Annotated in this window: 22 protein-coding genes; 21 read left to right on the top strand and 1 reads right to left on the bottom strand. The window is 31.8% G+C overall.

Features of this window, described 5'->3' with window-relative positions:
* Window positions 1-55: 55 nt before the first annotated feature.
* The 21 genes from Q1A01_RS06635 (at window position 56) to Q1A01_RS06535 (ending at window position 25,138) form a co-directional block, all read left to right on the top strand.
* Entirely contained in the window at window positions 56-1,054 is a 999-nt protein-coding gene (locus tag Q1A01_RS06635; RefSeq protein WP_299677832.1) for an SDR family oxidoreductase, read from the top strand.
* Between the two features lie 7 nt (window positions 1,055-1,061).
* Window positions 1,062-2,339, top strand: coding sequence for a nucleotide sugar dehydrogenase (locus Q1A01_RS06630; RefSeq protein ID WP_299677829.1), 1,278 nt, complete (start codon window positions 1,062-1,064; stop codon window positions 2,337-2,339).
* Entirely contained in the window at window positions 2,339-3,385 is a 1,047-nt protein-coding gene (gene rfbB, locus Q1A01_RS06625; RefSeq protein ID WP_299677826.1) for a dTDP-glucose 4,6-dehydratase, read from the top strand. Before Q1A01_RS06630 ends, rfbB begins: the two co-directional genes overlap by 1 nt.
* The gene (gene rfbA, locus Q1A01_RS06620) at window positions 3,382-4,236 is read left to right on the top strand and encodes a glucose-1-phosphate thymidylyltransferase RfbA (protein ID WP_299677823.1); all 855 of its coding nucleotides are present in this window, start codon (window positions 3,382-3,384) and stop codon (window positions 4,234-4,236) included. Before rfbB ends, rfbA begins: the two co-directional genes overlap by 4 nt.
* A complete protein-coding gene (gene rfbC, locus Q1A01_RS06615) occupies window positions 4,237-4,788 on the top strand; it encodes a dTDP-4-dehydrorhamnose 3,5-epimerase (RefSeq protein ID WP_299677820.1) in 552 nt (183 codons plus the stop codon).
* 4 nt (window positions 4,789-4,792) lie between these two features.
* Window positions 4,793-5,650, top strand: a complete 858-nt coding sequence (gene rfbD / locus Q1A01_RS06610; RefSeq protein ID WP_299677817.1) for a dTDP-4-dehydrorhamnose reductase — start codon at window positions 4,793-4,795, stop codon at window positions 5,648-5,650.
* Between the two features lie 226 nt (window positions 5,651-5,876).
* Window positions 5,877-6,995 (top strand): UDP-N-acetylglucosamine 2-epimerase (non-hydrolyzing), encoded by a 1,119-nt coding sequence (gene wecB / locus Q1A01_RS06605; RefSeq protein WP_299677814.1) that lies wholly within the window; start codon window positions 5,877-5,879, stop codon window positions 6,993-6,995.
* Between the two features lie 4 nt (window positions 6,996-6,999).
* Window positions 7,000-8,208 (top strand): UDP-N-acetyl-D-mannosamine dehydrogenase, encoded by a 1,209-nt coding sequence (wecC, locus tag Q1A01_RS06600; RefSeq protein ID WP_299677811.1) that lies wholly within the window; start codon window positions 7,000-7,002, stop codon window positions 8,206-8,208.
* A 2-nt stretch (window positions 8,209-8,210) separates the two neighbouring features.
* On the top strand, window positions 8,211-8,747 hold the full coding sequence (locus Q1A01_RS06595; RefSeq protein ID WP_299677808.1) for an acyltransferase: 537 nt from the start codon (window positions 8,211-8,213) through the stop codon (window positions 8,745-8,747).
* Complete coding sequence (locus Q1A01_RS06590) at window positions 8,731-9,936, top strand: hypothetical protein (RefSeq protein ID WP_299677805.1); 1,206 nt, start codon at window positions 8,731-8,733, stop codon at window positions 9,934-9,936. Before Q1A01_RS06595 ends, Q1A01_RS06590 begins: the two co-directional genes overlap by 17 nt.
* Entirely contained in the window at window positions 9,923-11,059 is a 1,137-nt protein-coding gene (locus Q1A01_RS06585; RefSeq protein ID WP_299677802.1) for a hypothetical protein, read from the top strand. The genes Q1A01_RS06590 and Q1A01_RS06585 overlap by 14 nt, the downstream gene beginning before the upstream one ends.
* Entirely contained in the window at window positions 11,049-11,579 is a 531-nt protein-coding gene (locus Q1A01_RS06580) for an acyltransferase (RefSeq protein WP_299677799.1), read from the top strand. Before Q1A01_RS06585 ends, Q1A01_RS06580 begins: the two co-directional genes overlap by 11 nt.
* Window positions 11,572-12,900 carry an O-antigen polymerase gene (locus Q1A01_RS06575; protein WP_299677796.1) on the top strand — a complete coding sequence of 443 codons (1,329 nt, stop codon included), beginning with the start codon at window positions 11,572-11,574 and terminating at the stop codon, window positions 12,898-12,900. Before Q1A01_RS06580 ends, Q1A01_RS06575 begins: the two co-directional genes overlap by 8 nt.
* A 4-nt stretch (window positions 12,901-12,904) precedes the next feature.
* A complete protein-coding gene (locus Q1A01_RS06570; protein WP_299677793.1) occupies window positions 12,905-15,025 on the top strand; it encodes a bi-domain-containing oxidoreductase in 2,121 nt (706 codons plus the stop codon).
* 62 nt (window positions 15,026-15,087) lie between these two features.
* Window positions 15,088-16,575: an alginate lyase family protein gene (locus tag Q1A01_RS06565; RefSeq protein ID WP_299677790.1), complete on the top strand. Its 1,488-nt coding sequence runs from the start codon at window positions 15,088-15,090 to the stop codon at window positions 16,573-16,575.
* Complete coding sequence (locus tag Q1A01_RS06560; RefSeq protein WP_299677787.1) at window positions 16,572-17,756, top strand: glycosyltransferase family 4 protein; 1,185 nt, start codon at window positions 16,572-16,574, stop codon at window positions 17,754-17,756. Before Q1A01_RS06565 ends, Q1A01_RS06560 begins: the two co-directional genes overlap by 4 nt.
* A gap of 27 nt (window positions 17,757-17,783) precedes the next feature.
* A complete protein-coding gene (locus tag Q1A01_RS06555; protein ID WP_299677784.1) occupies window positions 17,784-18,740 on the top strand; it encodes a glycosyltransferase family 4 protein in 957 nt (318 codons plus the stop codon).
* A complete protein-coding gene (locus Q1A01_RS06550) occupies window positions 18,730-19,875 on the top strand; it encodes a DegT/DnrJ/EryC1/StrS family aminotransferase (RefSeq protein WP_299677781.1) in 1,146 nt (381 codons plus the stop codon). The genes Q1A01_RS06555 and Q1A01_RS06550 overlap by 11 nt, the downstream gene beginning before the upstream one ends.
* A gap of 9 nt (window positions 19,876-19,884) precedes the next feature.
* A complete protein-coding gene (locus Q1A01_RS06545) occupies window positions 19,885-21,858 on the top strand; it encodes a nucleoside-diphosphate sugar epimerase/dehydratase (protein WP_299677779.1) in 1,974 nt (657 codons plus the stop codon).
* An 82-nt stretch (window positions 21,859-21,940) separates the two neighbouring features.
* Complete coding sequence (locus tag Q1A01_RS06540; RefSeq protein WP_299677776.1) at window positions 21,941-22,720, top strand: polysaccharide biosynthesis/export family protein; 780 nt, start codon at window positions 21,941-21,943, stop codon at window positions 22,718-22,720.
* A 12-nt stretch (window positions 22,721-22,732) separates the two neighbouring features.
* Window positions 22,733-25,138 (top strand): polysaccharide biosynthesis tyrosine autokinase, encoded by a 2,406-nt coding sequence (locus tag Q1A01_RS06535; RefSeq protein WP_299677773.1) that lies wholly within the window; start codon window positions 22,733-22,735, stop codon window positions 25,136-25,138.
* A 68-nt stretch (window positions 25,139-25,206) separates the two neighbouring features.
* On the opposite strand, the gene Q1A01_RS06530 is transcribed toward Q1A01_RS06535, so the two are convergent.
* Entirely contained in the window at window positions 25,207-25,932 is a 726-nt protein-coding gene (locus Q1A01_RS06530; protein ID WP_299677770.1) for a CpsB/CapC family capsule biosynthesis tyrosine phosphatase, read from the bottom strand.
* Window positions 25,933-25,942 lie beyond the last annotated feature (10 nt).

The following is a 25,942-nucleotide window of genomic DNA, read 5'->3' as shown; positions in this document are numbered from 1 at the left end:
GATGCGTTCTACATCTTAAGAAGTCTTATATTTGCACTGCTTGAATATTATATATATGATTGATCATTCCGTAGAAAAATTAAAAAATGCTAGAATCCTTGTAACAGGAGGAGCAGGTTTTATAGGTTCTAATTTATGCGAGTATTTACTAGATAAAGGCGCTATTGTTCACTGTTTAGACAATTTTGCTACCGGTCATAAAAAGAATCTAAGCGCTTTTATTGATCACCCTAATTTTACATTATTTACAGGTGATATTCGGAACCTTGAAGATTGTAAATTGGCGGTTGCTTCTATGGAATATGTATTGCATCAAGCAGCACTAGGTTCTGTACCTAGATCTATTAATGATCCTATTACTACAAATGACGTAAATGTAGGAGGGTTTTTAAATATGCTTACGGCGGCAAGAGATGAGCATGTAAAACGTTTTGTATATGCTGCTAGCTCATCTACCTACGGAGACTCTGTAACTTTACCTAAAGAAGAGGCTGTTATTGGAAAACCATTATCTCCTTATGCGATTACAAAATATGTAAATGAATTATATGCAGATGTATTTCATAAGACATATGGTATAGATACTATTGGTTTACGTTATTTTAATGTTTTTGGAAGAAGGCAAGATCCTAATGGAGCATATGCTGCTGTTATTCCTAAGTTTGTAAAACAGTTTATAAATCATGAATCTCCAGTAATAAATGGTGACGGGTCTTTTTCAAGAGATTTTACATATATCGATAATGTAATTGAAATGAATGTAAAGTCAATACTAACAGAAAACCCAGATGCTTTAAACACAGTATATAATGTAGCTTACGGAGAACGCACAACACTTAAGCAATTAATAGAGCTATTAAAAAACACATTATCTCAATACGATACCGCTATAAAAGAAGTTTCTATAACACACGGTCCAGAAAGAGTAGGAGATGTTCCGCATTCTCTTGCATCTATACAAAAAGCAAGTTCTCTAGTAGGATATGCGCCAAAATATGACCTGGAAAAAGGAATTCAAGAGGCGATGAGTTGGTATTGGGAACATTTAAAATAAAAACTTTATGACTGACATTAAAATAGGAATTATTGGACTAGGGTATGTAGGATTACCATTAGCTCGCCTATTTGCGACTTCATATAATGTAGTTGGATTTGATATAAAAGAAGAACGTATCAAAGAATTGAATCAAGGAATTGATGCTACGTTAGAAGTAACAGAAACAGAATTAAAGTCGGTCTTACATGATGGGCAAGAAACAGGTAATGGACTTTATTGTACAAGTTCATTAGAAGATTTGAAGGACTGTAATTATTATATCATTACTGTACCAACTCCTATAGATAAGAATAATAGACCTGTACTTACTCCTTTGTATAAGAGTAGTGAAGCTATAGGTTCTGTGCTTAAAAAAGGTGATATTGTTATTTATGAAAGCACGGTATATCCTGGAGTCACGGAAGAAGAATGTGTGCCTGTATTAGAAAAAGTAAGTGGTTTAATATTTAACAAAGACTTTTATGTAGGCTATTCTCCAGAGCGTATTAATCCAGGTGATAAATTGCATACGGTCGATAAAATATTAAAAGTTACTTCTGGAAGTACTCCTGAAATAGGAAAAAAAGTAGATGCACTATATGCCTCTGTGATTACAGCAGGAACGCATTTAGCGCCTACTATTAAAGTAGCAGAAGCTGCTAAAGTAATAGAAAACTCTCAACGTGATATCAATATTGCTTTTGTAAATGAGTTGGCAAAAATCTTTAACCTTATGGGAGTAGATACACAAGATGTATTGGCTGCAGCGGGTACAAAATGGAACTTTTTACCATTTAAACCAGGTTTAGTAGGAGGTCATTGTATTGGTGTAGATCCTTATTACCTAGCACAAAAAGCACAAGAATTAGGGTATCACCCAGAGATTATTCTTGCAGGAAGAAGACTTAATGACAGCATGGGCGCTTATGTTGCATCAGAGGTTGTTAAATTAATGTTGCAAAATGATATTAAAGTAAATGGAGCCCATGTTTTAGTGCTTGGAATCACATTTAAAGAAAATTGTCCTGATGTACGTAATACGAAAGTAGTAGACGTTATTAGAGATTTAAAAGAATATGGTGTACATGTTACTGTATTTGATCCTTGGGTGGATCCAGAAGAGGTAAAACACGAGTATAATCTCGATGCAATCACAATAGCGCCAGAAGCAACATTTGATGCTATTATTCATGCAGTAGCTCATAAAAAGTTTTCGGATATCAATATGGCATCATTTAAAAAAGAAAATGCCATTATTTATGATGTAAAAGGAGTTTTAGAATCTGTAAACGGAAAATTATAATGAAGGTATTAGTTACTGGAGGAGCAGGGTTTATAGGCTCGCATGTAGTGCGAAGACTCGTAACTATGTATCCGGAATATCAAATTTATAATCTAGATGCACTCACATATGCAGGTAATTTAGAAAACTTAAAAGATATAGATACATCTCCTAATTATACGTTTATAAAAGCAGATATTACAGATGCCTCGCACATTCAAGAGCTTTTTGAAACTCATGCATTTGATAAAGTAATTCATCTTGCTGCAGAATCTCATGTAGATCGTTCAATAGAAGACCCACTGGCTTTTGTGAAAACAAATATTATGGGCACTATGAACTTATTAAATGCTTGTAAATCTATATGGAAAGGAGAGATGCAAGATCATTTATTCTACCATATTAGTACAGATGAAGTTTATGGATCTCTCGGGATAGATGGCCTTTTTACAGAAGATAATTCCTATAGTCCTAATTCTCCTTATGCTGCCTCTAAAGCGAGCTCTGATCACTTTGTTAGAGCATATGGAGAAACGTATGATCTTCCCTATATTATTTCAAATTGCTCAAATAATTATGGCCCAAATCATTTTCCAGAAAAACTCATTCCTTTATTTATTAATAATATTATAGAAATGAGACCACTACCTGTATATGGTGATGGTAATTACACAAGAGATTGGTTATATGTAATAGATCATGCTATTGCTATTGATACTATCTTGCATAATGGAAAAACTGGTGAAACCTATAACATAGGCGGTTTTAATGAGTGGAAAAACATAGATCTTGTTCATTTACTTTGTGAATTAATGGATGATACGCTTTCGCGAAAGCGTGGAACGTCAGCATCATTGATTACATACGTCAAAGATCGCCCTGGTCATGACAAAAGATATGCCATCGATGCCTCTAAAATTAATACAGAATTAGGATGGAAGCCTACAGTAACTTTTGAAGAAGGATTAAAAGCAACTGTAGATTGGTATTTAAATAATAAAACTTGGTTAGCACAAGTTACTTCTGGCGACTATAAAGATTATTACTCAAAAATGTACACATCATGAAAGGAATCGTATTAGCAGGAGGAGCCGGTACTAGATTATATCCACTTACCATAGCCGTGAGTAAACAATTGCTACCAGTATATGATAAGCCCATGATTTATTACCCTATTTCAGTGCTTATGCTTGCTGGGATACGTCAAATACTTATCATTACAACTCCAGAAGATCAAGATTCTTTTAAAAAACTATTAGGAGATGGCACTGCTTTAGGTTGTGAATTTCAATATGAAATTCAAGCCGCACCTAATGGATTGGCAGAAGCATTTATTATAGGAGAAAAGTTTATAGGAGATGATAAAGTAGCGCTTGTATTGGGGGATAATATCTTTTATGGAAATGGTCTTAGTAAATTATTGCAAAGTAAGACTAGTATTGATGGTGGGGCTATATTTGCTTATCCAGTAAGGGATCCTGAACGGTTTGGTGTTGTCACTTTTGATGAAAATAACAAAGCAACAAGCATCGAAGAAAAACCTGAGTCTCCACAATCCAATTATGCAGTGCCTGGATTGTATTTTTATGATAATGATGTTGTAGAAATCGCAAAATCAATTACTCCGTCTGCAAGAGGAGAAAAAGAAATTACAGCGATTAATCAAGTGTACCTTTCTCAGGGTAGATTAGAAGTTGTAGTCATGAGTCGTGGTATGTCTTGGTTTGATACAGGTACCGTAGATGCGCTAGATGACGCAACAGAGTTTATACGTGTGTTGCAACGTAATCAGAGTACAATGATAAGCTGTCTAGAAGAAATTGCATATAAAATGTCTTGGATTACATATGATATGCTTAAAGGTAGTGCAGTGCGCTATGGAAAAGGAAGTTACGCGACTTATATTAATACATTGTAGATGCATATAGAGACTACTCCTTTTAAAGATTTGATTATTTGTACACCTTCTGTTTTTAACGATGAAAGAGGATATTTTTATGAGTCGTATAAAGAAAGCATATTTCAAGAAAAGACAGGATTGTCTCCTAATTTTGTTCAAGATAACCAATCTCAATCTACTTACGGTGTTTTAAGAGGGTTACATTTTCAGATTGGAGAAATGGCACAAGCAAAACTAGTACGTGTCTTAGAAGGAGAGGTGCTGGATGTTGTTGTTGATATGCGTAAAGATGAGCCTACATTTGGGCAATCATTTTCTATCGTACTTTCTGCAGATAATAAAAAGCAGTTATTCATTCCTAGAGGCTTTGCTCATGGTTTTTTAGTATTGAGTCAGAAAGCTACTTTCTTTTATAAATGTGATAACTATTATCATAAAGAAAGTGAGAGAGGTCTAAAATATAATGATCCATTTTTAGGTATAGATTGGCGTTTAGATGAACAAGAGTTGATATTATCAGAAAAAGATCAGCATAATTTGGATTTTCATACGCTGAAACAATTAGTATAAGACAATGCGTCTTGCAAACTCACATAAAAAAATTCTTATAACTGGTGCAAATGGTCAGTTAGGCACTGCTTTTAAAGTGGCGCAATCTCATTATACAGCATTTGAATGTGTGTTTGCTTCTAAAGAAGTATTAGATGTCACATCTCCCATATCTATTGAAAATGCTATTCAAGCTCATCAGCCTGATATTATAGTAAATACTGCTGCATATACGGCTGTAGATGCAGCAGAAACTCATGAGGTTGATGCGTATCGTCTTAATCAAGAGGGGGTTCGTTTATTAGCTACTTTATGTGCTTCTTATAAGATTGCACTTATCCATATTTCTACAGATTATGTTTTTGATGGGACATCTACCATCCCTTATGTAGAAGAGATTACTCCTAATCCTCAAACGGTATACGGGAAGTCTAAACTAGCAGGAGAGCTTGCTATTCAGGATATTGATGATTTGACATATGCTATTATAAGAACTTCATGGCTTTATAGTGATTATGGTCAAAATTTTTATAAGACGATGGTACGGCTTGGAACAGAAAGGGATGAGATTTCTGTGGTGAATGATCAACATGGGATTCCTACATTAGCCGATGATTTAGCTAAAGCTATTTTTAAAATGATTCCTCAATTAGAACATTCAAATAGGGGAGTATATCATTACAGTAATACGGGTATTACAACTTGGTACGCTTTCGCGAAAGCGATATTTAAACATTCCAAAATTGACATAAAAGTAAACCCTATTAGCACAAATGAATACCCAACAGCAGCTAAACGACCTATGTATAGTATTTTAAATTGCACAAAAATCATTGAGAATTTTGGTGTTAGCAGACCTCATTGGGAAGATAAACTTTCATAGACTTTAGTTAAAAAAGTGAGAAAATAATAGCTTATGGGATTATTTTTTAATGACTGCATATCTTTTTTTACTTTTTATTTCTTTTTGTAAAATACATTGATATATACTTAATTTTATGCTTTTGTAAAGTTTAAATCGGGTCGGTAATTAAATTAGTTTATAACAAGGAAACTAACTATATTTGCACGCCCTTAATTTACCTTATAAATAACCAATTTTGACTGATTTGAAAAAAGTTCTAATAGTTTTTGGCACAAGACCTGAAGCCATAAAAATGGCACCACTTGTAAAAGCATTTCAAAAACATCCTACTGTATTTGACACTAAAGTATGTGTAACTGCTCAGCATAGAGAAATGCTAGATCAAGTTTTAGAGTTTTTTGAAATAACTCCAGATTTTGATTTAAACTTAATGAAACCTGGTCAAAACTTGTATTCATTAACAGCAGATATTATTGTAGGAATGAAACCTGTTCTGGAATCTTTTAATCCAGATTATGTTTTTGTACATGGAGATACATCTACGACTATGGCGACCAGTATCGCTGGTTTTTATAACCAATCTAAAGTGTGTCATATAGAAGCAGGACTTCGTACAAATGATAAATGGTCTCCATTTCCTGAGGAAATTAATAGACAAGTAACGGGTAGAATTGCAGATTTTCATTTTGCACCTACAGTTACATCTGAAAGTAATTTGCTGAAAGAAAATATACCTTCACATCAAATAGTGGTAACAGGAAATACCGTTATAGACGCCTTATTGGATAGTGTTAATAAGGTAAATAGTGACCCAAGTGATCTTATTAAAGATTTAGATACTACGATAGGGCAAAAAGATGTTTTGCTTGTAACAGGGCATCGTAGAGAAAATCATGGTGATGGTTTTGTGAGAATTTGTGAAGCATTAAAAGAAATAGCTACACAAAAGCCAGAACATCTTATTATTTATCCTGTACACCTGAATCCTAAAGTACAAGAGCCTGTAAAACGAATACTGGCAAACGTATCTAATATCATGCTAATTGATCCATTAGCATACCAAGATTTTATTTGGTTAATGAATAGATCAAAACTTATTATCACAGATAGTGGGGGAGTACAAGAAGAGGCACCAAGTTTAGGGAAACCTGTACTTGTTATGAGAGATACTACCGAAAGACCAGAAGCTGTAGAAGCAGGAACTGTCATATTAGTAGGAACAGATAAAGATTTAATTGTTTCAGAAACATTAGACTTACTAAATAATCCAGAACGATTTACTGAAATGAGCAAATTACATAATCCGTATGGAGATGGTAAAGCTTGTGAACGTGTCGTTGAATTTATTAAAAATCAAAAATAATTACATGCAACCAGAAGTAGTAATGATTGGTCTAGGATACATAGGCCTTCCAACAGCAGCCTTAATCGCTTCAAACGGAGTTAACGTTCATGGCGTAGATATTAATCCAAAAGTTGTAGAGACGATTAATAGAGGAGAAATACATATTGTTGAGCCAGAACTAGATGAAGCTGTTGCTAAAGCTGTAAAAGGTGGTTTTCTTAAAGCAGACGTAAAAGCGGTAGAAGCAAATAATTATTTAATTGTAGTGCCTACACCTTTTAAAGATAAAAATGAACCAGACATTTCTTTTGTAGAAGCGGCTACTAGAGGAATATTACCTTTATTAAAAAAAGGAGATTTATATATTATAGAGTCTACTTCTCCAGTAGGAACTACAGAAAAAATGATGGACCTAATCTATTCAGAGCGTCCAGAGTTAAAAGATTCATTATATATTGCATATTGTCCAGAGCGTGTTTTACCTGGTAACGTTATGTATGAATTAGTACACAATGATCGAGTGATTGGAGGTGTAGATGAGGCTAGTACTGAAAAAGCAATTGCTTTTTATAGTAGTTATGTAAAGGGAGAATTACACCCTACAAATGCAAGAACTGCAGAAATGTGTAAGCTAGTTGAAAACTCTTCAAGAGATGTGCAAATAGCATTTGCAAATGAGCTTTCTCTTATCTGTGCAAAAGCAGATATAAATGTATGGGACCTTATTAATCTTGCAAATAAACACCCACGTGTTAATATTTTACAACCTGGTTGTGGTGTAGGAGGACACTGTATCGCAGTAGATCCTTATTTTATCGTTGCAGATTTCCCTATGGAATCACAAATTATTGGTAAAGCTAGAGAGATTAATAATTACAAGTCTTTCTGGTGTGCAGAACAAGTGAAGAATGCAAAGCTTCAATTTCAATTAGATCATGGTAGAAAGCCAAAAATTGCCTTAATGGGACTTGCTTTTAAACCGAATATTGATGATTTAAGAGAATCTCCAGCAAAATATATTGCTCAAAAAGTGCTGCAAAATGCTAATGACGAAGAGTTTTACATCGTAGAGCCAAATATTGAAGAGCATAAAGTATTTAAATTAACTAGTTATGAGGACGCTTTCGCGAAAGCGGATATCGTAGTATATCTTGTTGCTCATGATGAGTTTAAGAACTTACCTAAGGATTCTAATAAAACAATCTTAGATTTTGCAGGTGTAAATAAGTAGTCGTGAAGAAAATATTAAAATTACTAATCTTAATTTTCAGAAACTCCCCTTTGTTTAGTGTTTACGGACTAAGAAGGTTTAGATGGGGGTTATACAGGAAATTTTTTAATTCTCCTTTACTCTATGTAGATGAGAAGGTAATTATATCTACTGCTCACGCAAATAAAGATGCTTTTTTTAAATGTAAAGGAGAAGTAAATATAGGTGCAGATACCTATATTGATTACTCTGGAGGAGTTGATTTAGGAAAAAGTATAGCAATATCTGAGGGTGTTAAAATATTTACACACAACCACGGGATTCATGATGGATATAAGAATTGGAAACGCAACCCTATAAAATTTTCAAAACTAGTTATAGAAGATTACGCTTGGATAGGAGCAGGTTCTATTATCTTGCCTTCAGTAGAAGTGATTGGAGAAGGATCTATTATAGCTGCTGGAGCAATTCTTACAAAGAGTACTGAGCCTTATGGTGTTTATGCAGGTAATCCTGCAAAAAAAATAACAACAAGAAGGATTCATGAAGAAGAAGATTGATATAGTAATATCCTTTGGGCTTTATGGATTAGGGCTTTTAAGTTTTCTTCTTGCGGATATATTTGTTTCTGAAAACTTCAGTCAAGAAAATATCGCAGAGTGGGCTTTTTATAAATCTACCATTATCATTCTTGGTTCTATTGTTTTACTAGGTTATGATCAGGTTTTTGTAAGAGACCCGAGTCTTGTTACTCGTTTTTTTAAAAGGTTTATTGTTCAAGCATTAATTATAGCCACACTAAGTGTTGTCTTGATTGCTGTGTTTAAAAATTACACCTTTTTAAAAGGGCTATATTTATTTCTAGGAGTTTTGCTGTTTGGATTTGTAAATTATTCATCTGCTTCTTTAAGAGCATGTTTTAATCTCTGGAAAGCGCAATTTTCTACAAATTTTTGGAAAATACTTTTATTAGTATTCTTATTTTTTGGTGTTTTTGAAGAGCAGTCATACTTTTTTATCATTCCCATTGTATTAACATTGGTGAGTGCTTTAATTTTTGGAGGGTATAAAACAAAAGAAGATCGCTCTATTTTTGAAAACCTGTCTGATGCTGATTCTAGAGCTATTGCAACTACATTTCTCTTTACGAATTTAACGCTCATATTAGCTGTATATGGAGAGCAGTTTTTGATAAACCTTAGTGGAGATACAAAAGCATCTGCACATTTATTTAAATACTTTGCTGTATTTACTCCTATTGCTTTGAGTGTTAATGGGTTTTTAGGATTTTATTTTGGTCCTAAAATTAGAAGGCAACAAAAAATGTCTATCGAAAAGTTTAAAACATTTTCTATTAAAATATCCATCTTTGCCGTGCTTATTACAATGCTTTCTGTCGTATTAGGATACATTTATATGACGTACTTTTCAAAAACACAAGTTGGTGCATTGGATTGGATGATTATCACATCACTTTCTATACTATGTATCATTAGAGGGATTTATATTGCAACATCTGTATGTTTAGGAATTTTTTCAGATAAGAAAAGATTAAAATCAGTAGCGATCCTCTTTTGGATATCTGCTGGATTATATATAATAGGAGTTTTTATTACTTTAAATGTGACTTCTGGAATTAAAGCTGCACAAATTATATCTATATTGTCTGTATCAAACTGGCTTTTTAGACTTATAGTATCAAATATTTATACAACCAAAATACTGAAAGAAATCCATGTTGTCTCGTAACGATTTAAATACTACTTCTAGATTTTCAATAGTGGCACCGTTATCTTCGGTATCAAAAAGGACTAGGTTATATAAATTAGCTATTTTTTTATATGAAAATGGAGTAAAGTCTATAGAACATGTAGGTTGGGAGCGTATAGAAGGAGAGCGTAAAGAAACAGAATTACCATTTGTAATTGGGAAAAAAATAGTCCAAACAGGAGGAGGTTATGGAGGGTCTAAAATCAAGTTGATGTATTTCACTTGGATGATCAAATTATTTTTTAAAAGCTTTTCTTTTAAGGAAGGTCAAACAGTATGGGCTTTAGGATTTGAAAGTGCTTTTCCTTTATTGTTGGCAAGTAAGATTAAGGGGTTTAAATTATACTTTGATGATGCAGATCGTTTTTCTATGCTATTTAATTTTCCAAAACCAGCAAAACTATTAATGCAGTTTTGTGAAAAAGTAACATCTAGGAATGTTTATAAGCATGTTATTCCTGTACAAGAACGTTATGATTTTAACTCTAGTAAGTTCTATATTTTACAAAATACACCAAGTGCTTCAGAGATAGAGAAAGCAAAAGAAATTACAAAAACCAAAGATTGGATAAAAGCATCGGTTGTTATAAACATTAATGGATGGTTAGGTGCTGGTAGAGGGATGAAAACAGCATTAGATGTATGTAATACATTAGAAGGAAAAGATATTGCGTTTATTTTAGTTGGAAAATTAGATTGTCCAGAAGCAAAAGAATTAGCTCAAAAAGACAATGTGCAATATCTCGGTGAAGTTTCAAATGCAGATGCGTTATCTTCTTATTTAGCTTCTGATTTTGTATTTACGTATTACAACCCGTCTTCTATTATAAATACACTAGCAGCTTCAAATAAATGGGGAGATGCTATTAAAACAGGTATAGGAGTGATTGTCAATAATGAGGTGATTACAGCAAATTATTTACACGAAGCAGGAGCTTCGGTATCGTTTCCTTATGATAATGTGGTAGATTTATCATCATCTATTTCTGAATATATATCAGATCCTTCTAAAATTGAAGAAATTAAAAAGAATTCAAAAAATATTTCTGAGGAATTTGGTTATTTTGAAGAACAACTAGAAAAGCTTCTTTATGAAAACTAGAAAAATTGAAAAAATTATATGTCGTATTTTAGTAGGACTAGTATCAAATTTTAGAGCTAGATGGGCTACTAATATTTTATATTTCTTTTTTAAGAGATGGGGAATGAAATTTAATGGGAAACCTAATTATATCTCTTCCAAAATTTGGTTTGACGGTACAGATTATTCTATTATATCTATTGGTAATGAAGTGACAATGTCTAGTTATATTAGAGTATTAACACATGACTGGGCACTTCATACAGTAGCAAAAGCATTTGATATTCCTCAGGATAAACCTATTGGTAGAATAAAAGGAGTTACTATAGAAGATTATGCATTTGTAGGAACAGGTACTATATTAATGCCTGGTTGTCATATTGGTAAAGGATCTATCATTGCAGCAGGAACTGTTGTGAGAGGTAGAGTCCCTGATTTCTCTATATACGCTGGTAGTCCTGGAGCAGTGATAGGTGACTCTCGTGTATATTTAAGTAAATTTGTAGATAGTTATAATTATGACCCGTCTCTAGATGATTGATATATTTTTCTTTTCTTTTATTATCATCTTTCTTATAGTTAACTACTTTGTAGTTAGGAGGCTGTCATTTCAGTCAATCCTGACGAGTCCTTTTATTTTATTTGGAGCTTTCTTTTGTATTATGCATTTACTTCTTCCATACTTTCAGTGGAAGATAAACTTTTTTAGATATGAAACGGGGTATGATGAAACCTATTATATCTATTCTCTTTTTTATGTAATGATTGCTTATATAATAGTCTATATTTCCTATACACATTTTAATAAACGCAGACGTCAGATTATTATTAATGATGATCCACAATATAAAATAATAAACACAGCAAGTATCAACTATAAAAAAGTATTTGCTGTTGGAGTATTAGTCTTTTTTATAGGTGGATATTTTGCCTATCAAAACTTCTCTTTGATTTCATTACTTGGTCAGGAAGAATATTTGTCAGATAGAATTAGCCTTGGGAAAGGTAGGGGATTACAAGTAAACCTTGCACACTGGATGTATATATCTGCAATTCTGTTTTTCTTTTTAGTACTGACTGGAAAAGATCTTACAAAAAGGTTTAAGCGATTAATCTTTCTAATGTTCTTAGTATCGGTTGTTACTGTTATTGCGTATTATGGATTTAATTCAAACAGAAACTCTATTTTTATATTACTTGTTAACTTAACAGTATTATATTTTGCATTTAAAAAACAAAAAAAGAGAAAAAAATCTAACTTTGGTTCTATAGCAAAAATTGGCGTATTTGCGGTAGTATTACTCTTTCTGTTTTTTCAATTAGGTAAGAACAGAAAACAGGGAGCTTTAAAAGATAACACAGCAGATTACTCAGTTATAGAAGCTTTAAATGGTGCGTTCGGTAATCACGAAAACATTGTTTGGTTATTAGAAAATAGCGATAAAACAAAGCTTCATTATGGTGTAACATATTCGGCAGGAATTACTAATTTTGTCCCTAGATCTATATGGCCTAATAAGCCTCTAGGTGCTGGACCAATATTAAAAAATACAATTTATCCTGGTTCTTATGTAGTAGGAAGAAGAGGAAACTCATCATTAACAACAGGATTGTTTAATGAACTTCAAATGAACTTTGGAATTATAGGAATGCTATTAGGATCTATTTTATACGGCATAATGCTGAGTAAAATGAGTGTATTTTTAATACAGTCTACAAATCCTATTAATCTTATCATTATTCAATATACATTAATCGTTTTTTCAACGGTATTTATGTATGGTGAATTTTTAGGTTTTTTAGCAAGATTTCTAATAACATTGTCTCCATTAATACTTATCAAATTTTTAATAAAGAAATAATATTTTGAAACAGATTATACAATCCTTTAAAACAGGCGAAACCATACTAGAAGAAGTCCCAGCACCAAAAGTAAAAAGAGGACACGTATTAATAAGAACATCAAAATCTTTAGTGTCTTTAGGTACTGAGCGTATGCTTGTAGAGTTTGGTAAATCAAATTTGATAGCAAAAGCTAGACAACAACCTGATAAAGTAAAGCAAGTGCTAGCTAAAATGAAAACAGAAGGCCTAATGCCTACATTAGAAGCTGTTTTTAATAAACTAGGAGAACCATTACCATTAGGATATTGTAATGTAGGAGAGGTTATAGGATTAGGTGAAGGTGTTTCAGATCTCCAAATAGGAGATAGAGTAGCTTCCAATGGAGGCCATGCAGAATTTGTAAATGTTCCTAAAAATTTAGTAGCAAAGATTCCTGATAATGTAAGTGATGAAGAAGCTTCTTTTACTGTTATAGGTAGTATCGGACTTCAAGGAATACGATTATGTAACCCTACTATAGGAGAAACTATTGTCGTGACAGGTTTAGGACTTATAGGACTTGTTACCGCGCAATTGCTAAAAGCAAATGGTTGTAAAGTTATAGGAATAGACTTTGATCAATCTAAGCTTGATATGGCTAAGAAATGGGGAATAGAAACTGTGAATCCAGCAAAAGGTGATGATCCTGTCAAAACAGTATTAGATCTTACTGATAATGTTGGAGCTGATGGTGTTATAATTACAGCTTCTGCAAAAACAAATGATGTTATTTCACAAGCGGCTCAAATGTCACGTAAACGTGGAAGAATTATCTTGGTAGGTGTGATAGGTTTAAATATCAGTAGAGCTGATTTTTATGAAAAAGAATTAACCTTCCAAGTATCTTGTTCATATGGACCAGGTCGATATGATGATAACTACGAAGCAAAAGGTCAAGATTATCCATTGCCATTTGTAAGATGGACTCAGCAACGAAATTTTGCTACAGTTTTGCATGCAATTAGCTCAGATAGTATCGATGTGGAATCTCTTATAACAGAGGTGATTCCTCTTGAAGAATACGGAAAGATTTATGATGAAATAGGATCATCAAAATCAATAGCTTCTATTTTAAGTTATAAGGATGCAGTATATGGTAATATTGTCAATTATGATAAAGAGACACCTAGAAAAAACACATTAAAAAATGATGGTATCGCCGTTGTAGGAGCAGGTAACTTCTCTAAAATGACAGTAATGCCTGTTTTTAAAGGGATACAAGCAAATATTAATTATATCATTAGTTCAGGAGGAGTAACTGGAACTTCACTAGCTAAGAAGTTTAATATACCAAATAGTTCTACAGATTATGATGCTGTCTTAGAGAAAGACGATGTAAATACCGTGCTTATTACAACGAGACACAACTTACATGCTCCTATGGTTATTAAGGCATTAGAAAACAATAAAAATGTTTTTGTAGAAAAGCCATTAGCTCTTAATCAAGAAGAGTTAGATAATATCTGTACCGCTTTCGCGAAAGCGGATAATACATTGACTGTAGGTTTTAATAGACGTTTCTCTCCTTTTGCAACAAAAATGAAAGACCTTGTAGGAAGTAGTCCTATGCAAGTAATTGCCACAATGAATGCAGGAGATATACCACCAGATGTTTGGGTACATGACCTTAAAATTGGGGGAGGACGTATCATTGGAGAAGCATGTCACTTTATAGATTTAATCACCTACTTAGTAGGCAGTAAAGTTACATCTGTATGTATGAATGCTATGGGAGTTGATCCGAAAGAAACTACAGATAATGCAACGATTCTTTTAAAATATGAAAATGGATCTAGTGGAGTCATTAATTACTTCTCAAACGGAAGTAAGACCTATTCAAAGGAAAGAGTAGAAGTATATTCTCAAGAAAGAACACTTATACTAGATAACTGGAGAAAGCTTACAGGATACGGTTTTAGAGGATTTAAGAAAATGAAATCTAAAATGGATAAAGGACATAAAAATCAATTTAAACTTCTTGCAAATCAAGTAAACGAAGGAGGAGAAGCACTGATTCCTTTTGATGATATTGTAAATACAACCAAAGCTTCTTTTGCAGCGATAGAAAGTTTAAAATCAGGTTCATGGGTCTTAGTAAACTAAAGACATTATATCATACAATAAGACATCTTACTATAGTACAATTTTCATATAGAATATACTATATGCTAAGGTCTTTTGTCTATAAACATCCTAAAAGGATAGCTGTAAAAAATCCAGAACAAGCATTAATTTGGAGCCCAATATTATATTGTGCTCCTTCTTATGTTGAAAATGATTCTTTTGCATTTCTAAATAAGAAGTTATCTATCACAAATGGTATTCAGTGGAATTATGCTGATTACGGTAAGTTATGGACCTATAATTTAAATTATTTCGATTTTTTATCTCAAGAAGATATATCTAAAGATACAGGACTTCATCTAATAAGGAATTACATTACCAATGAAAACTCTTTAAAAGATGGTTTAGAGCCATATCCTATATCATTACGTGTTATAAATTGGATAAAATTTATAGGACAACATGAGATAGAAAATTTAGATATTAATACATCTTTAGACTGGTATACACGCGTTCTTTTAAAACATCTTGAATATCATATTTTAGGAAATCATTTGTTAGAAAATGGATTTGCTTTATATTTTGCTTCTTATCATTTTAAAAATGAAAAATGGCTTAAAATTGCAACAACAATTTTAACAAAAGAACTTCAAGAACAAACATTAAAAGATGGTGCTCATTTTGAGCAATCTCCCATGTATCATAAAATTATATTGAGTAGGGTGTTAGATTGCATTTATTTAGGGACTCAAAATGATTGGGAGAAAGATACATTAAAAGATACATTGCGTACTACAGCTAGTAAAATGCTTTCATGGCTATCTGAAATCACATTTAATAATGGAGAGATTCCATATGTAAATGACTCTGCAAAAGGAATTACATTTTCTAGTGAAGAATTATTCAAGTTTGCTAGATTACTAAAAATAGATTGGAGTACTGTTACTTTAAATGACTCCGGTTATAGAATGATACGTAAACCATCTTATGAACTATTTCTAGATATAGGGACCATTGCAGCGACTTATCAACCAGGACATTTACACGCTGATGCATTGCAATTTTTATTGAATTATAAGAATTCTCCTGTTTTTGTAGATACAGGAGTTTCTACATATGATAAAACCCCTTTAAGAACTAAGGAAAGATCCACTAGTTCTCATAATACCGTTGAAACAACAGACGGTAATCAATATCAAGTATGGGGAGGTTTTAGAGTTGCCAAGCGCTCTAAAGTAACAATTAAGGAAGAAAATGATAGTCACATCATTGCACAATTAAAGCATTTTAAATCTAGTATTCATCATAGAACATATACTTGGGACGATACACATATATCTATTAAAGATGTAGTTACATCTAAAGATAATAAAGGGACTGCATCATTTCATTTACATCCAGATGTTATTGTCTCTAAAATATCTGAATCTAGTGTTAGAATTAATGATAGTACCATCAACTTTGAAGGAGATGCTATAGCACTGCGTATAGAAGAATACGGATTTGCTTATGAGTATAATGATATTATTAGCTCATCAAAAATTATAGTTACTTTTGCCAACCATCTTAACAGCGTAATATCTTTATGAAAATTTTATTTTTATCTTATTATTTTGAACCAGATTTAAGCGCAGGTTCTTTTAGAAATACGTCCTTGTTAAAAGAACTAATAGTTCAAAAAAAGGAAGATACTAGTGTAGATGTGATTAGTACATTTCCTAATAGATATAAGAGTTTTAATGCAGATACTCAACAAGATGAAGAATTAGCTCCTAATGTAAATATACATAGGGTTCTACTACCTAAAACTCAAAATAATTTTAAAGGACAAATTGTTGCTTATAGAAAATTTTATGGAGAAGTAAAACGTCTTACTAAAGGGAAAGAGTATGATTTAGTATATGCGTCTTCTGGAAGATTATTCACTGCGTTTTTAGCATCCGTTTTAGCAAGAAAGTTTAAGTGTAAATTATATTTAGATATAAGAGATATTTTTAGAGAAGGGATAACGGAAATATTTAAATCTCCATTTCTTAAAATAGGATTGGGTGTAGGGTTAAGACCTATAGAAAATTATACCTTCAAGAGAGCAACACATATTAATTTAGTTTCAAAAGGATTTGGCCCTTATTTTGAAAAATATACGAATGCTTCTCAGTCATTTTTCACGAACGGAATTGATAGTATTTTTATTAATAATAAAGATACTAGTAATCAAAAACAATCAACTTCTGATAAAAAAACGATTGTATATGCTGGTAATATAGGACAGGGGCAAGGTTTGGATAAAGTAATTCCGAAGGCAGCAAAGCGATTACCTGATTATAAGTTTGTTATCATAGGTGATGGAGGAACAAAACCATTACTGAAAGAAGCATTAGAAATTGAGAATATTACAAATGTAGAACTTAGAGACCCTGTAAAAAGAGATGAGCTTCTTACCATTTATAACGAAGCAGATTTCTTATTTCTTCATTTAAATACATATAAAGCTTTTGAAAGAGTATTACCTTCTAAACTTTTTGAATATGGAGCCTTTAATAAACCAATGATAGCAGGTGTAGGAGGATATGCTTTAGATTTTATTAAGGAAGAAGTTTCAAATTCTATAACATTTAAACCTACAGATGTTGATGATTTTGTCACTAAATTAGAGAACTATACATATAAAGAAGTTTCAAGAGATGCGTTTGTAGCAAAATTTAGTAGAGAAAGTATAAATCGTGAAATGGTCTCTTCAATTTTAAATATTGCTTCAGGTAGTAAATAACGAAGCCTAAGTTTTAAAAATGTAATTATGAGTTTATACCTTGTCAGTATATTGTTAATAATAGCGTCTATTTGTTATATTAAAATAGCTGAACATTTCAATATAGTTGATAAACCTAATCACAGAAGTTCTCATACAAAATCAACGATTCGTGGTGGAGGCATTTTATTTTTTATAGCATTGCTACTTTACTATTTTTTTTCAGGACTAAACGAAACCTATTTTGTTATTGGAACAAGTATTATAGGTCTTCTTAGTTTTGTAGATGATATACACCCTTTATCTCCAGCGTTACGATTTCCAGTTCAGATTTTGGCTGTAGCACTATGTTTAGTTCAAATTAATTTTGACTTACCAATATTTATAATTTTTTTCTTAGGTATCGCTGGGGTAGCTTTTATTAATGCCTTTAATTTTATGGATGGTATAAATGCTATTACTGGGTTTTATAGTATCGTAATTATAGCTGGGTTTCTTTATTATGATGCATTTATTGTAGATTTTATAAATGAAAAACTATTGTATTATACCTTAATAGCATTAGCTGTTTTTGGATTTTATAATTTTAGAAAAAAAGCAAAATTCTTTGCAGGTGATATAGGAAGTATAACATTGGCGATGGTCATATTGTACACTGCTTTTATGTTTTATAAGACTACTCAATCTCCATTAGTACTTTTGTTTTTGGCAGTTTATGGAGTAGATACTTTAATGACAATTTTCGTAAGAAAGCGTCTTAAAGAAAAATTATCTGAAGCTCATAGACATCACCTATATCAAAAACTAGTAGATAATGTAAAGTATTCCCATATGAAAGTGGCAGCTATCTATGCTATTATTCAAGCGGTTTTGATTTGTATTACTATTACATTATATTCTTTGCCTATATACTCTCAATGGATAGTTACTGTAGTAATATTGTTATTATTTGTAATTTTATATTTTCTGATATCTGCAAAGACAGGAAATAAGAATGAAATTTAAAACTCCTAAAAAATTGCTAACTAGAATTCCTTTATCTGAAGCTACAAAATCTGCTGTTAATTTTGATGTTAATGACTTTACATTTGAATCAATACTTGATTTTGAGAAATTCTTAGAAACTCGTTTTTTTAAAGGCAAAAGAGTATATGCTCTTAATTCCGGAACTTCGGCAATACATTTAGCATTAGAATTGCTTAATATAAAAGGTGGTGATGAAGTAATATGTCAAACGGCCACGTATATAGCAACAGCAGTTCCTATAATATATCAGAATGCAACACCCATTTTTGTAGACAGTGAAAAAGAAACAGGTAATATTTGCCCAGAGCAACTTGAAATAGCCATTTTAGATAGAATACATAAAGGAGTGAAACCCAAAGCTATTATCGTAGTTGATCTATATGGAATGCCATACAATGCTGAAAAAGTAAACAAAATTGCTCTTAAGTATAATATTCCTATCATAGAAGATGCAGCAGAAGCTTTAGGAGCAAAATTTGATGATGTATACTGTGGTAATCTAGGAGACATAGGTGTTTTATCTTTTAACACGAATAAAATTTTTACAACTTTAGGAGGGGGAGCACTAGTAGTAGCTTCTGATGAAGCGTATGATATGTGTCATTATCTAGCAACACATGCACGTGAAGACAAGCCATACTACGAACATAAAAGAATAGGATATAATTATAGAATGGCTATTTCCTCTGCTGTATTTGGCTTAAGTCAAGTTGATCTAATTGATGAAAACATAGAAAAAAGAAAAGAAATTAAAATGTTTTATCAGAATATTTTTAATTCAATAAAGGGCACTTTTATAACACAAGAACCCTCAGAAGCATATCAAAGTAATTTTTGGCTATCAATTTTAAGTGTTGATTTAAACGTATATAAGCCAACAATTATTGAAGAATTACAGAACGCTTTTCATAAAGAAAATATAGAAAGTCGTTTTACTTGGAAACCGATGCATATGCAACCTTTGTTTGAAAACTGTACTTTTTATGGAGGAAATGTGGCATTTCATCGATTTAAAAAAGGATTATGCTTACCTTCGGGTTCTAATTTAACCAAACAAGAAAGGCAAAGAATAGAAAAGATTATCTTTGCAATATTATCTAAGGAAGTAGATTAATCAACATTTATGAAGAGTAAATTACAGACCGCAATTGAGAATTTATTTTCAGAAGATAATAAATTAGATATTAGGAATATTAGATATCTTCCAAGATGGGCAGTATTATTTATAGACACTATACTCGTTACTGCTAGTTTATTTCTCACCTATTATCTTCTAAAGGATCTTAATATAATACCTTTAAAAGCATTAAAGATTTCTCAACAAGTGGGTCTTGTTGTAGGTATCAACTTTATATTTCTACTTTTATTTAAAACATATGCAGGCTTGATTAGGCATTCGTCATATATGGATGCGTTAAAACTCTTTTTTGCATCAGTTTCTACATTTACGACATTACTTATAATTAACATTGTTAGTCTAGCTATCATTGGAGATAAAATTTTTATTACTACAGGACTTGTACTGTTTTTGTTTATTAGTTTTTCTGCATTATTTGTGTTTAGATTATCTGTTAAACAATTATATGAATATTTCAAAGTAGCTCAACAAGAAGAAGAACTCATAAAAGCAGTTATTGTAGGTGTAGATGATGGAGCAATATCTATTGCTGCAGCTTTGGATATAGAACACCCACAAAGATTTAAAATACAGGGATTTGCTTCAAGTAGACAAAATAAAAGCTTACGTATATTAGGAAAGCCAGTGCTAGAAATGAATGATTCTATTAGTAATCTAGCACATAAACTAGACGCACAAGCTATTATATTTTCTGGAAATACCTTAAATGCAGAAGAGCGTTATGCTTTAGTTAAAAATTGTCTAGAGAATGATATAAAAGTTTATAATTCACCATTGGTAATTAATTGGTCTGAAAATACAACAGTAACAGATCAATTAAAATCATTGCAGATTGAAGATTTACTGAATAGAGAACCTATTGTTTTAAATGCTAAAAATAAAACAGCTCAAATAAGTAATAAAAATATTTTGGTTACTGGAGGAGCAGGTTCTATAGGAAGCGAGATTGTTAGACAAGTAGCTACGTATAGTCCTAAAAGACTTATTATTCTTGATCAGGCAGAATCTCCATTACATGCATTGCATATTGAACTTAAAGATAAATTTCCAGACCTCACAGTATCTTATGTTATTTGTGATGTCGTTAATAAAAAACGCCTTAGAGTTCTTTTTGAAACGTATAAAATAGATGTTATTTATCATGCTGCAGCTTATAAGCATGTCCCTTTAATGGAAGATAACCCATCAGAAGCTATACAAACTAACATATTTGGAACCAAACTAATAGCAGACCTTGCTGCTGAGTTTAGTGTAGGTCATTTTGTGATGGTAAGTACAGATAAAGCTGTTAACCCAAGTAATGTTATGGGAGCCTCAAAAAGAGCGGCAGAGATGTATGTACAATCACTTTATTTTGAACAAAAAGAATTAGTCGCTGATGAAAAGATAATTACTAAATTCATCACAACACGCTTTGGTAATGTTTTAGGTTCTAATGGATCCGTAGTTCCTTTATTCAAAAAACAGATAGAAGCTGGTGGTCCCGTAACAATTACGCATCCAGACATAATACGTTATTTTATGACAATTCCAGAAGCATGTCAGCTTGTACTTGAAGCTGGGGCTATGGGGAAAGGAGGGGAGATTTTTATTTTTGATATGGGAGAGCCTGTTAAAATCATGGATTTAGCAGAAAAAATGATTAAGCTAGCAGGTCATGTGCCTAATGAAGATGTTGATATTAAAATTACAGGCTTACGACCAGGAGAAAAACTATATGAAGAATTGTTAAGTGATAAAAGCAAGACACTGCCTACACACCATGATAAAATCATGATTAGTGAAGATGAAACAAAAGAATATCATCTCGTAAACGAGTCCATAAAAGCGATAGTGCTCGCTGCAAAAGAGAATATGAATACTAAAACTGTCGCAAAACTTAAACAACTAATCCCTGAATTTAAGAGTAATAACTCTGAATTTGAGATTTTAGACATTCAAGTCGAAAAACAAAAATAGTTTTGTAAAGATGGCAATAAAAGGTTGCTTTATATACCTTTTAAAGATTACTTTTGCACATTCATTTTTTAGAAAAAAAATTTTGAAAATATACATAAAATTTAGCATCCTTCTGCTAGCAATCTCGACCCTAACAACTTCTTGTGTTTCCAAGAAAAAAGTCCTCTATCTTCAAGATATAGAACAAATTGCTGATAACCCAGCAAATACTAATTACAACATTAGTATACGTGCTAACGATTTACTTACAATCAATGTTTCAGCTTTAAATCCTGAAGCTGTTGCGCCATTTAATCAACCATTAGTAGGTAGAACTTCTATTGATGGAATCGTTCAGACAGCTCAACAATTACAAACATATTTAGTGAGTGTAGATGGAACTATTGAATTTCCTATGGTAGGAACTATAGCACTGTCAGGACTTACTCGTACTGAAGCTACAGAAAAAGTAAAAGAGTTAATTTCTAAATATGTCAAAAATCCTATTGTCAATATTAGAATACTCAATTTTAAAGTTTCTGTATTAGGAGAAGTACAACGTCCAGGAACTTTCACTATAAACGATGAGCGTATTACTGTTTTAGAAGCATTAGGATTATCAGGTGATATGACAATTTTTGGTGACCGTAAAAACGTGAAAATTATTAGAGAGATTGACGGAGTTAAAACCTATGGAGAACTAGATTTTACCTCATCGTCTATTATAGATTCACCTTTTTATTATTTACAACAAAACGATGTTGTCATCGTTTCCCCTAATCAGGCTCAAATACAAAGTTCGAGTTTCAATAGAAATACTAGTGTATTTATATCTATTGCAGGTATTATTATATCAGTAATAAGTGTATTAACTCGTAACTAATTTTAGTTTCTCATGAAAGAAAATGGTAGCTTACCTCATCAAGAGGATATTAGTATAAAAGATCAAATAAGACAATATTTACAGTATTGGCCTTGGTTTATTCTATCACTTATAGTATGTGTATCTTTAGCGTATCTAAATTTAAGATACAGCACATATAATTATGTTTCAGAAGCAACAATACTCATAAAAGATGACAAAAATGCTTCACTTTCTGAAATAGCTATATTTGAAGATCTAGGATTAACAGGATCTGCTTTAAATAAGTCTCAGTTTGAAAATGAGATCGAACTATTAAGATCTAGGCGACTATTAACTGGAGTTGTTGAAAATTTAAAATCTAACATAAGTTATTATAAAGAAGGAAGTATCAAAACTTCTGAGTTATATGAAAGCACTCCTTTTGTGTTAGAGATTTTAAATGGCGCTGAGACTACTGTAACCCCTTCAGGTAATTTCCTTATAAAAGTAATTTCAGATACAACATTTGAAATACAAGATGGAGAAGATGGACCTATAAGTACTCATGCATTTGGAGAACCTTTTTCAGTCGGACTCGGTACAATAGTTTTAAAAACAACTAATACTAAAGTTACAGAAATAAAAGGAAACTATATTGTTAACATTACAAGTGTTGAAAATGTCGTTAATAGTCTACGAAGAAATATTCAAATCCAATCTGTTAGTAAGAATAGTAGTATTCTTAAACTTACATTAGTAACACCTCAAAAAAGAAAAGCAGAAGTTACTCTTAATGCATTAATTGATGCTTACAATAAAGATGCTATTGATGATAGAAACTTAGTATCCAAGAATACTGCAGATTTTATCGTTAATAGATTAGATATTATTACTAAAGAATTAGACACCGTAGAATCTGATAAAGTACTTTTCAAAGAAAAGAATAACCTCACTGATATACGAGCAGAGGGACAACTTTTTTTAGAAAATGCTAGTGAATTAAATAAGAAACAAATAGCTGTTTCTACTCAAAAAGAGCTTTTACGCTCTATGAATCAGTACCTTCAGTCAAGTGATCAATATTCTTTACTACCCTCTAATTTAGGAGTTGAGAGCGCAAGTATAGCACAAGCAGTAGAAGAATATAATGGTCTTATTCTTAGAAGACAACGTTTATTACAGAGTTCTACAGAAGCCAATCCAGTAGTTGTTGAGATTTCTAGTCAAATTACACAACTCAAAACAAACGTTGAAGAAAATCTTAATACTGTTATCCTTGCATTAGATATAGAAGATAAAGACTTAAGAAAACAACAAAGTAGAATAGGAGGTAAAATATCTCAAATTCCAAGTATAGCAAAATCTTCTAGAGATATAGAAAGACAACAAACTATAAAGGAATCTCTTTATTTATATTTACTACAAAAAAGAGAAGAAACAGCAATTTCATTAGCTGTAACAACGCCTAAAGCTAAAATAGTAGACAGAGCGTATAGTGCTAAGAATCCAGTATCTCCAAGACCAAAAATTGTATACTTAGCAGCATTTGTAATAGGATTTTTAATACCGTTTGCAATTGTATTCCTTAAATTATTGTTTGATACAAAAATTCATAATAGAGTAGATGTAGAGAAACAAGTACCTATGTTATCAATTTTAGGAGAAGTACCTAGTATTGATGACAAAGAAAGTGATGTTATAAAAGATAATGATAGATCTGTTCTTGCAGAATCTTTTAGAATATTAAGAACCAATCTAGGGTATTTTATAAAAGGAAAGCAAAATGGAAATGTCATTTTTGTGACCTCTACAATAAAAGGAGAAGGAAAAACATTTGTCTCTTATAACCTTGCTATTACACTTGCAAGTACAGGGAAATCGGTACTTTTAATAGGAGGTGATATTCGTAATCCTCAGATTCATAGATATATTGATAAAAACGAATGGACTATCGGACTATCAGAATATTTATTTGATTCTTCGGTAGAAATGGACTCCATTACAAATAAAATAGAAATCGAATCTGCTTCTCCTGACCAAACAAAAACAGAAACTAATTACTTTAATGTAATACTCTCAGGTAGAATACCTCCTAACCCTGCAGAGTTATTAATGAGTGATCGTTTCGAGCAGATAATAGATGAAGCACGAGAACAATACGATTATGTAATTGTGGATACTGCTCCAACCTTATTAGTAACAGATACATTACTCATTAGTCAATTAGCTGATGCAACAGTATATGTATGTCGCGCTGAATATACAGACAAGAAATTATTACAATATCCAAAAGAATTATACGAAGAAGGTAAAATTAAAAATATCGCATTTGCTATTAATGGTATTAAATTAACCAACTTTGGTTATGGTAGTAAATACGGATATGGATATGGATATGGTCAAGAAAAACCAAGCGTATATGCGCGTTTAAAAAGAGTCTTAAGACTCAAGAAGTAAAAGAATTTATGATATTAAAAAGCCCTGTATATTTTATTTTATACAGGGCTTTTTAATGATAACTACTTCTAATTAAAAGTAGTACTCGTGTTTTTGCATACAGCTTTCAAAGACTCTGCATAAGCACTAGAAAATTTCATGTGTTCTATTTTCTGTAGATGTTCAATTTTATGTGTATCTATTCCTATAAAATCATACAAGCCATCTTTTAATAGCTTAAAAGCCATCTTTTGACAAGACTCTCCATAATGCTCAGAAAGAGAGAGCGCATTTAATTGTAAAAGGCATCCTCTAGCTTTAAAATCAGTGAGTATTTCTGGCTTATTGTGATAATATGCATATCGCTCTGGATGTGCTAATACAGGAATATATCCTAAGGTTCCCATTTTAAAAATAATATCCTTAAAATTTTCTGGAGGTTGAAAATATGACATCTCTATAAGTACATAATTTTCATATAGTGGTATAATATTTTTATCATTAAGTAATTCTCCAAAATTATCATCTATCATATATTCAGAGGAGTACTTAAGTTGTATATCGTTTACTTGATCTTTAATACTTGCATATGAAGATTCAATAGTAGTAGGCGTATTATCATATATGCCATACATCGTATGTGGTGTCGCAATAATAGATGGGCAACCCAGTTCTTTATATTTATTAATAAGTATAAGACTGGTCTCTATATTTTTTGCCCCATCATCTATTCCCGGTAATACATGACAGTGTATTTCAGGGGTACCACTCCAAATATCTATAAATGAGGTTTTCTTTTTAAAAAAATTTAGCATACCACAAAAA

The sequence above is a fragment of the uncultured Dokdonia sp. genome (assembly GCF_947492815.1).
Classification (GTDB): Bacteria; Bacteroidota; Bacteroidia; order Flavobacteriales; family Flavobacteriaceae; genus Dokdonia.
Note: the sequence above shows the minus strand (reverse complement) of the source record. Positions and strands in the feature narration are given on the sequence as shown.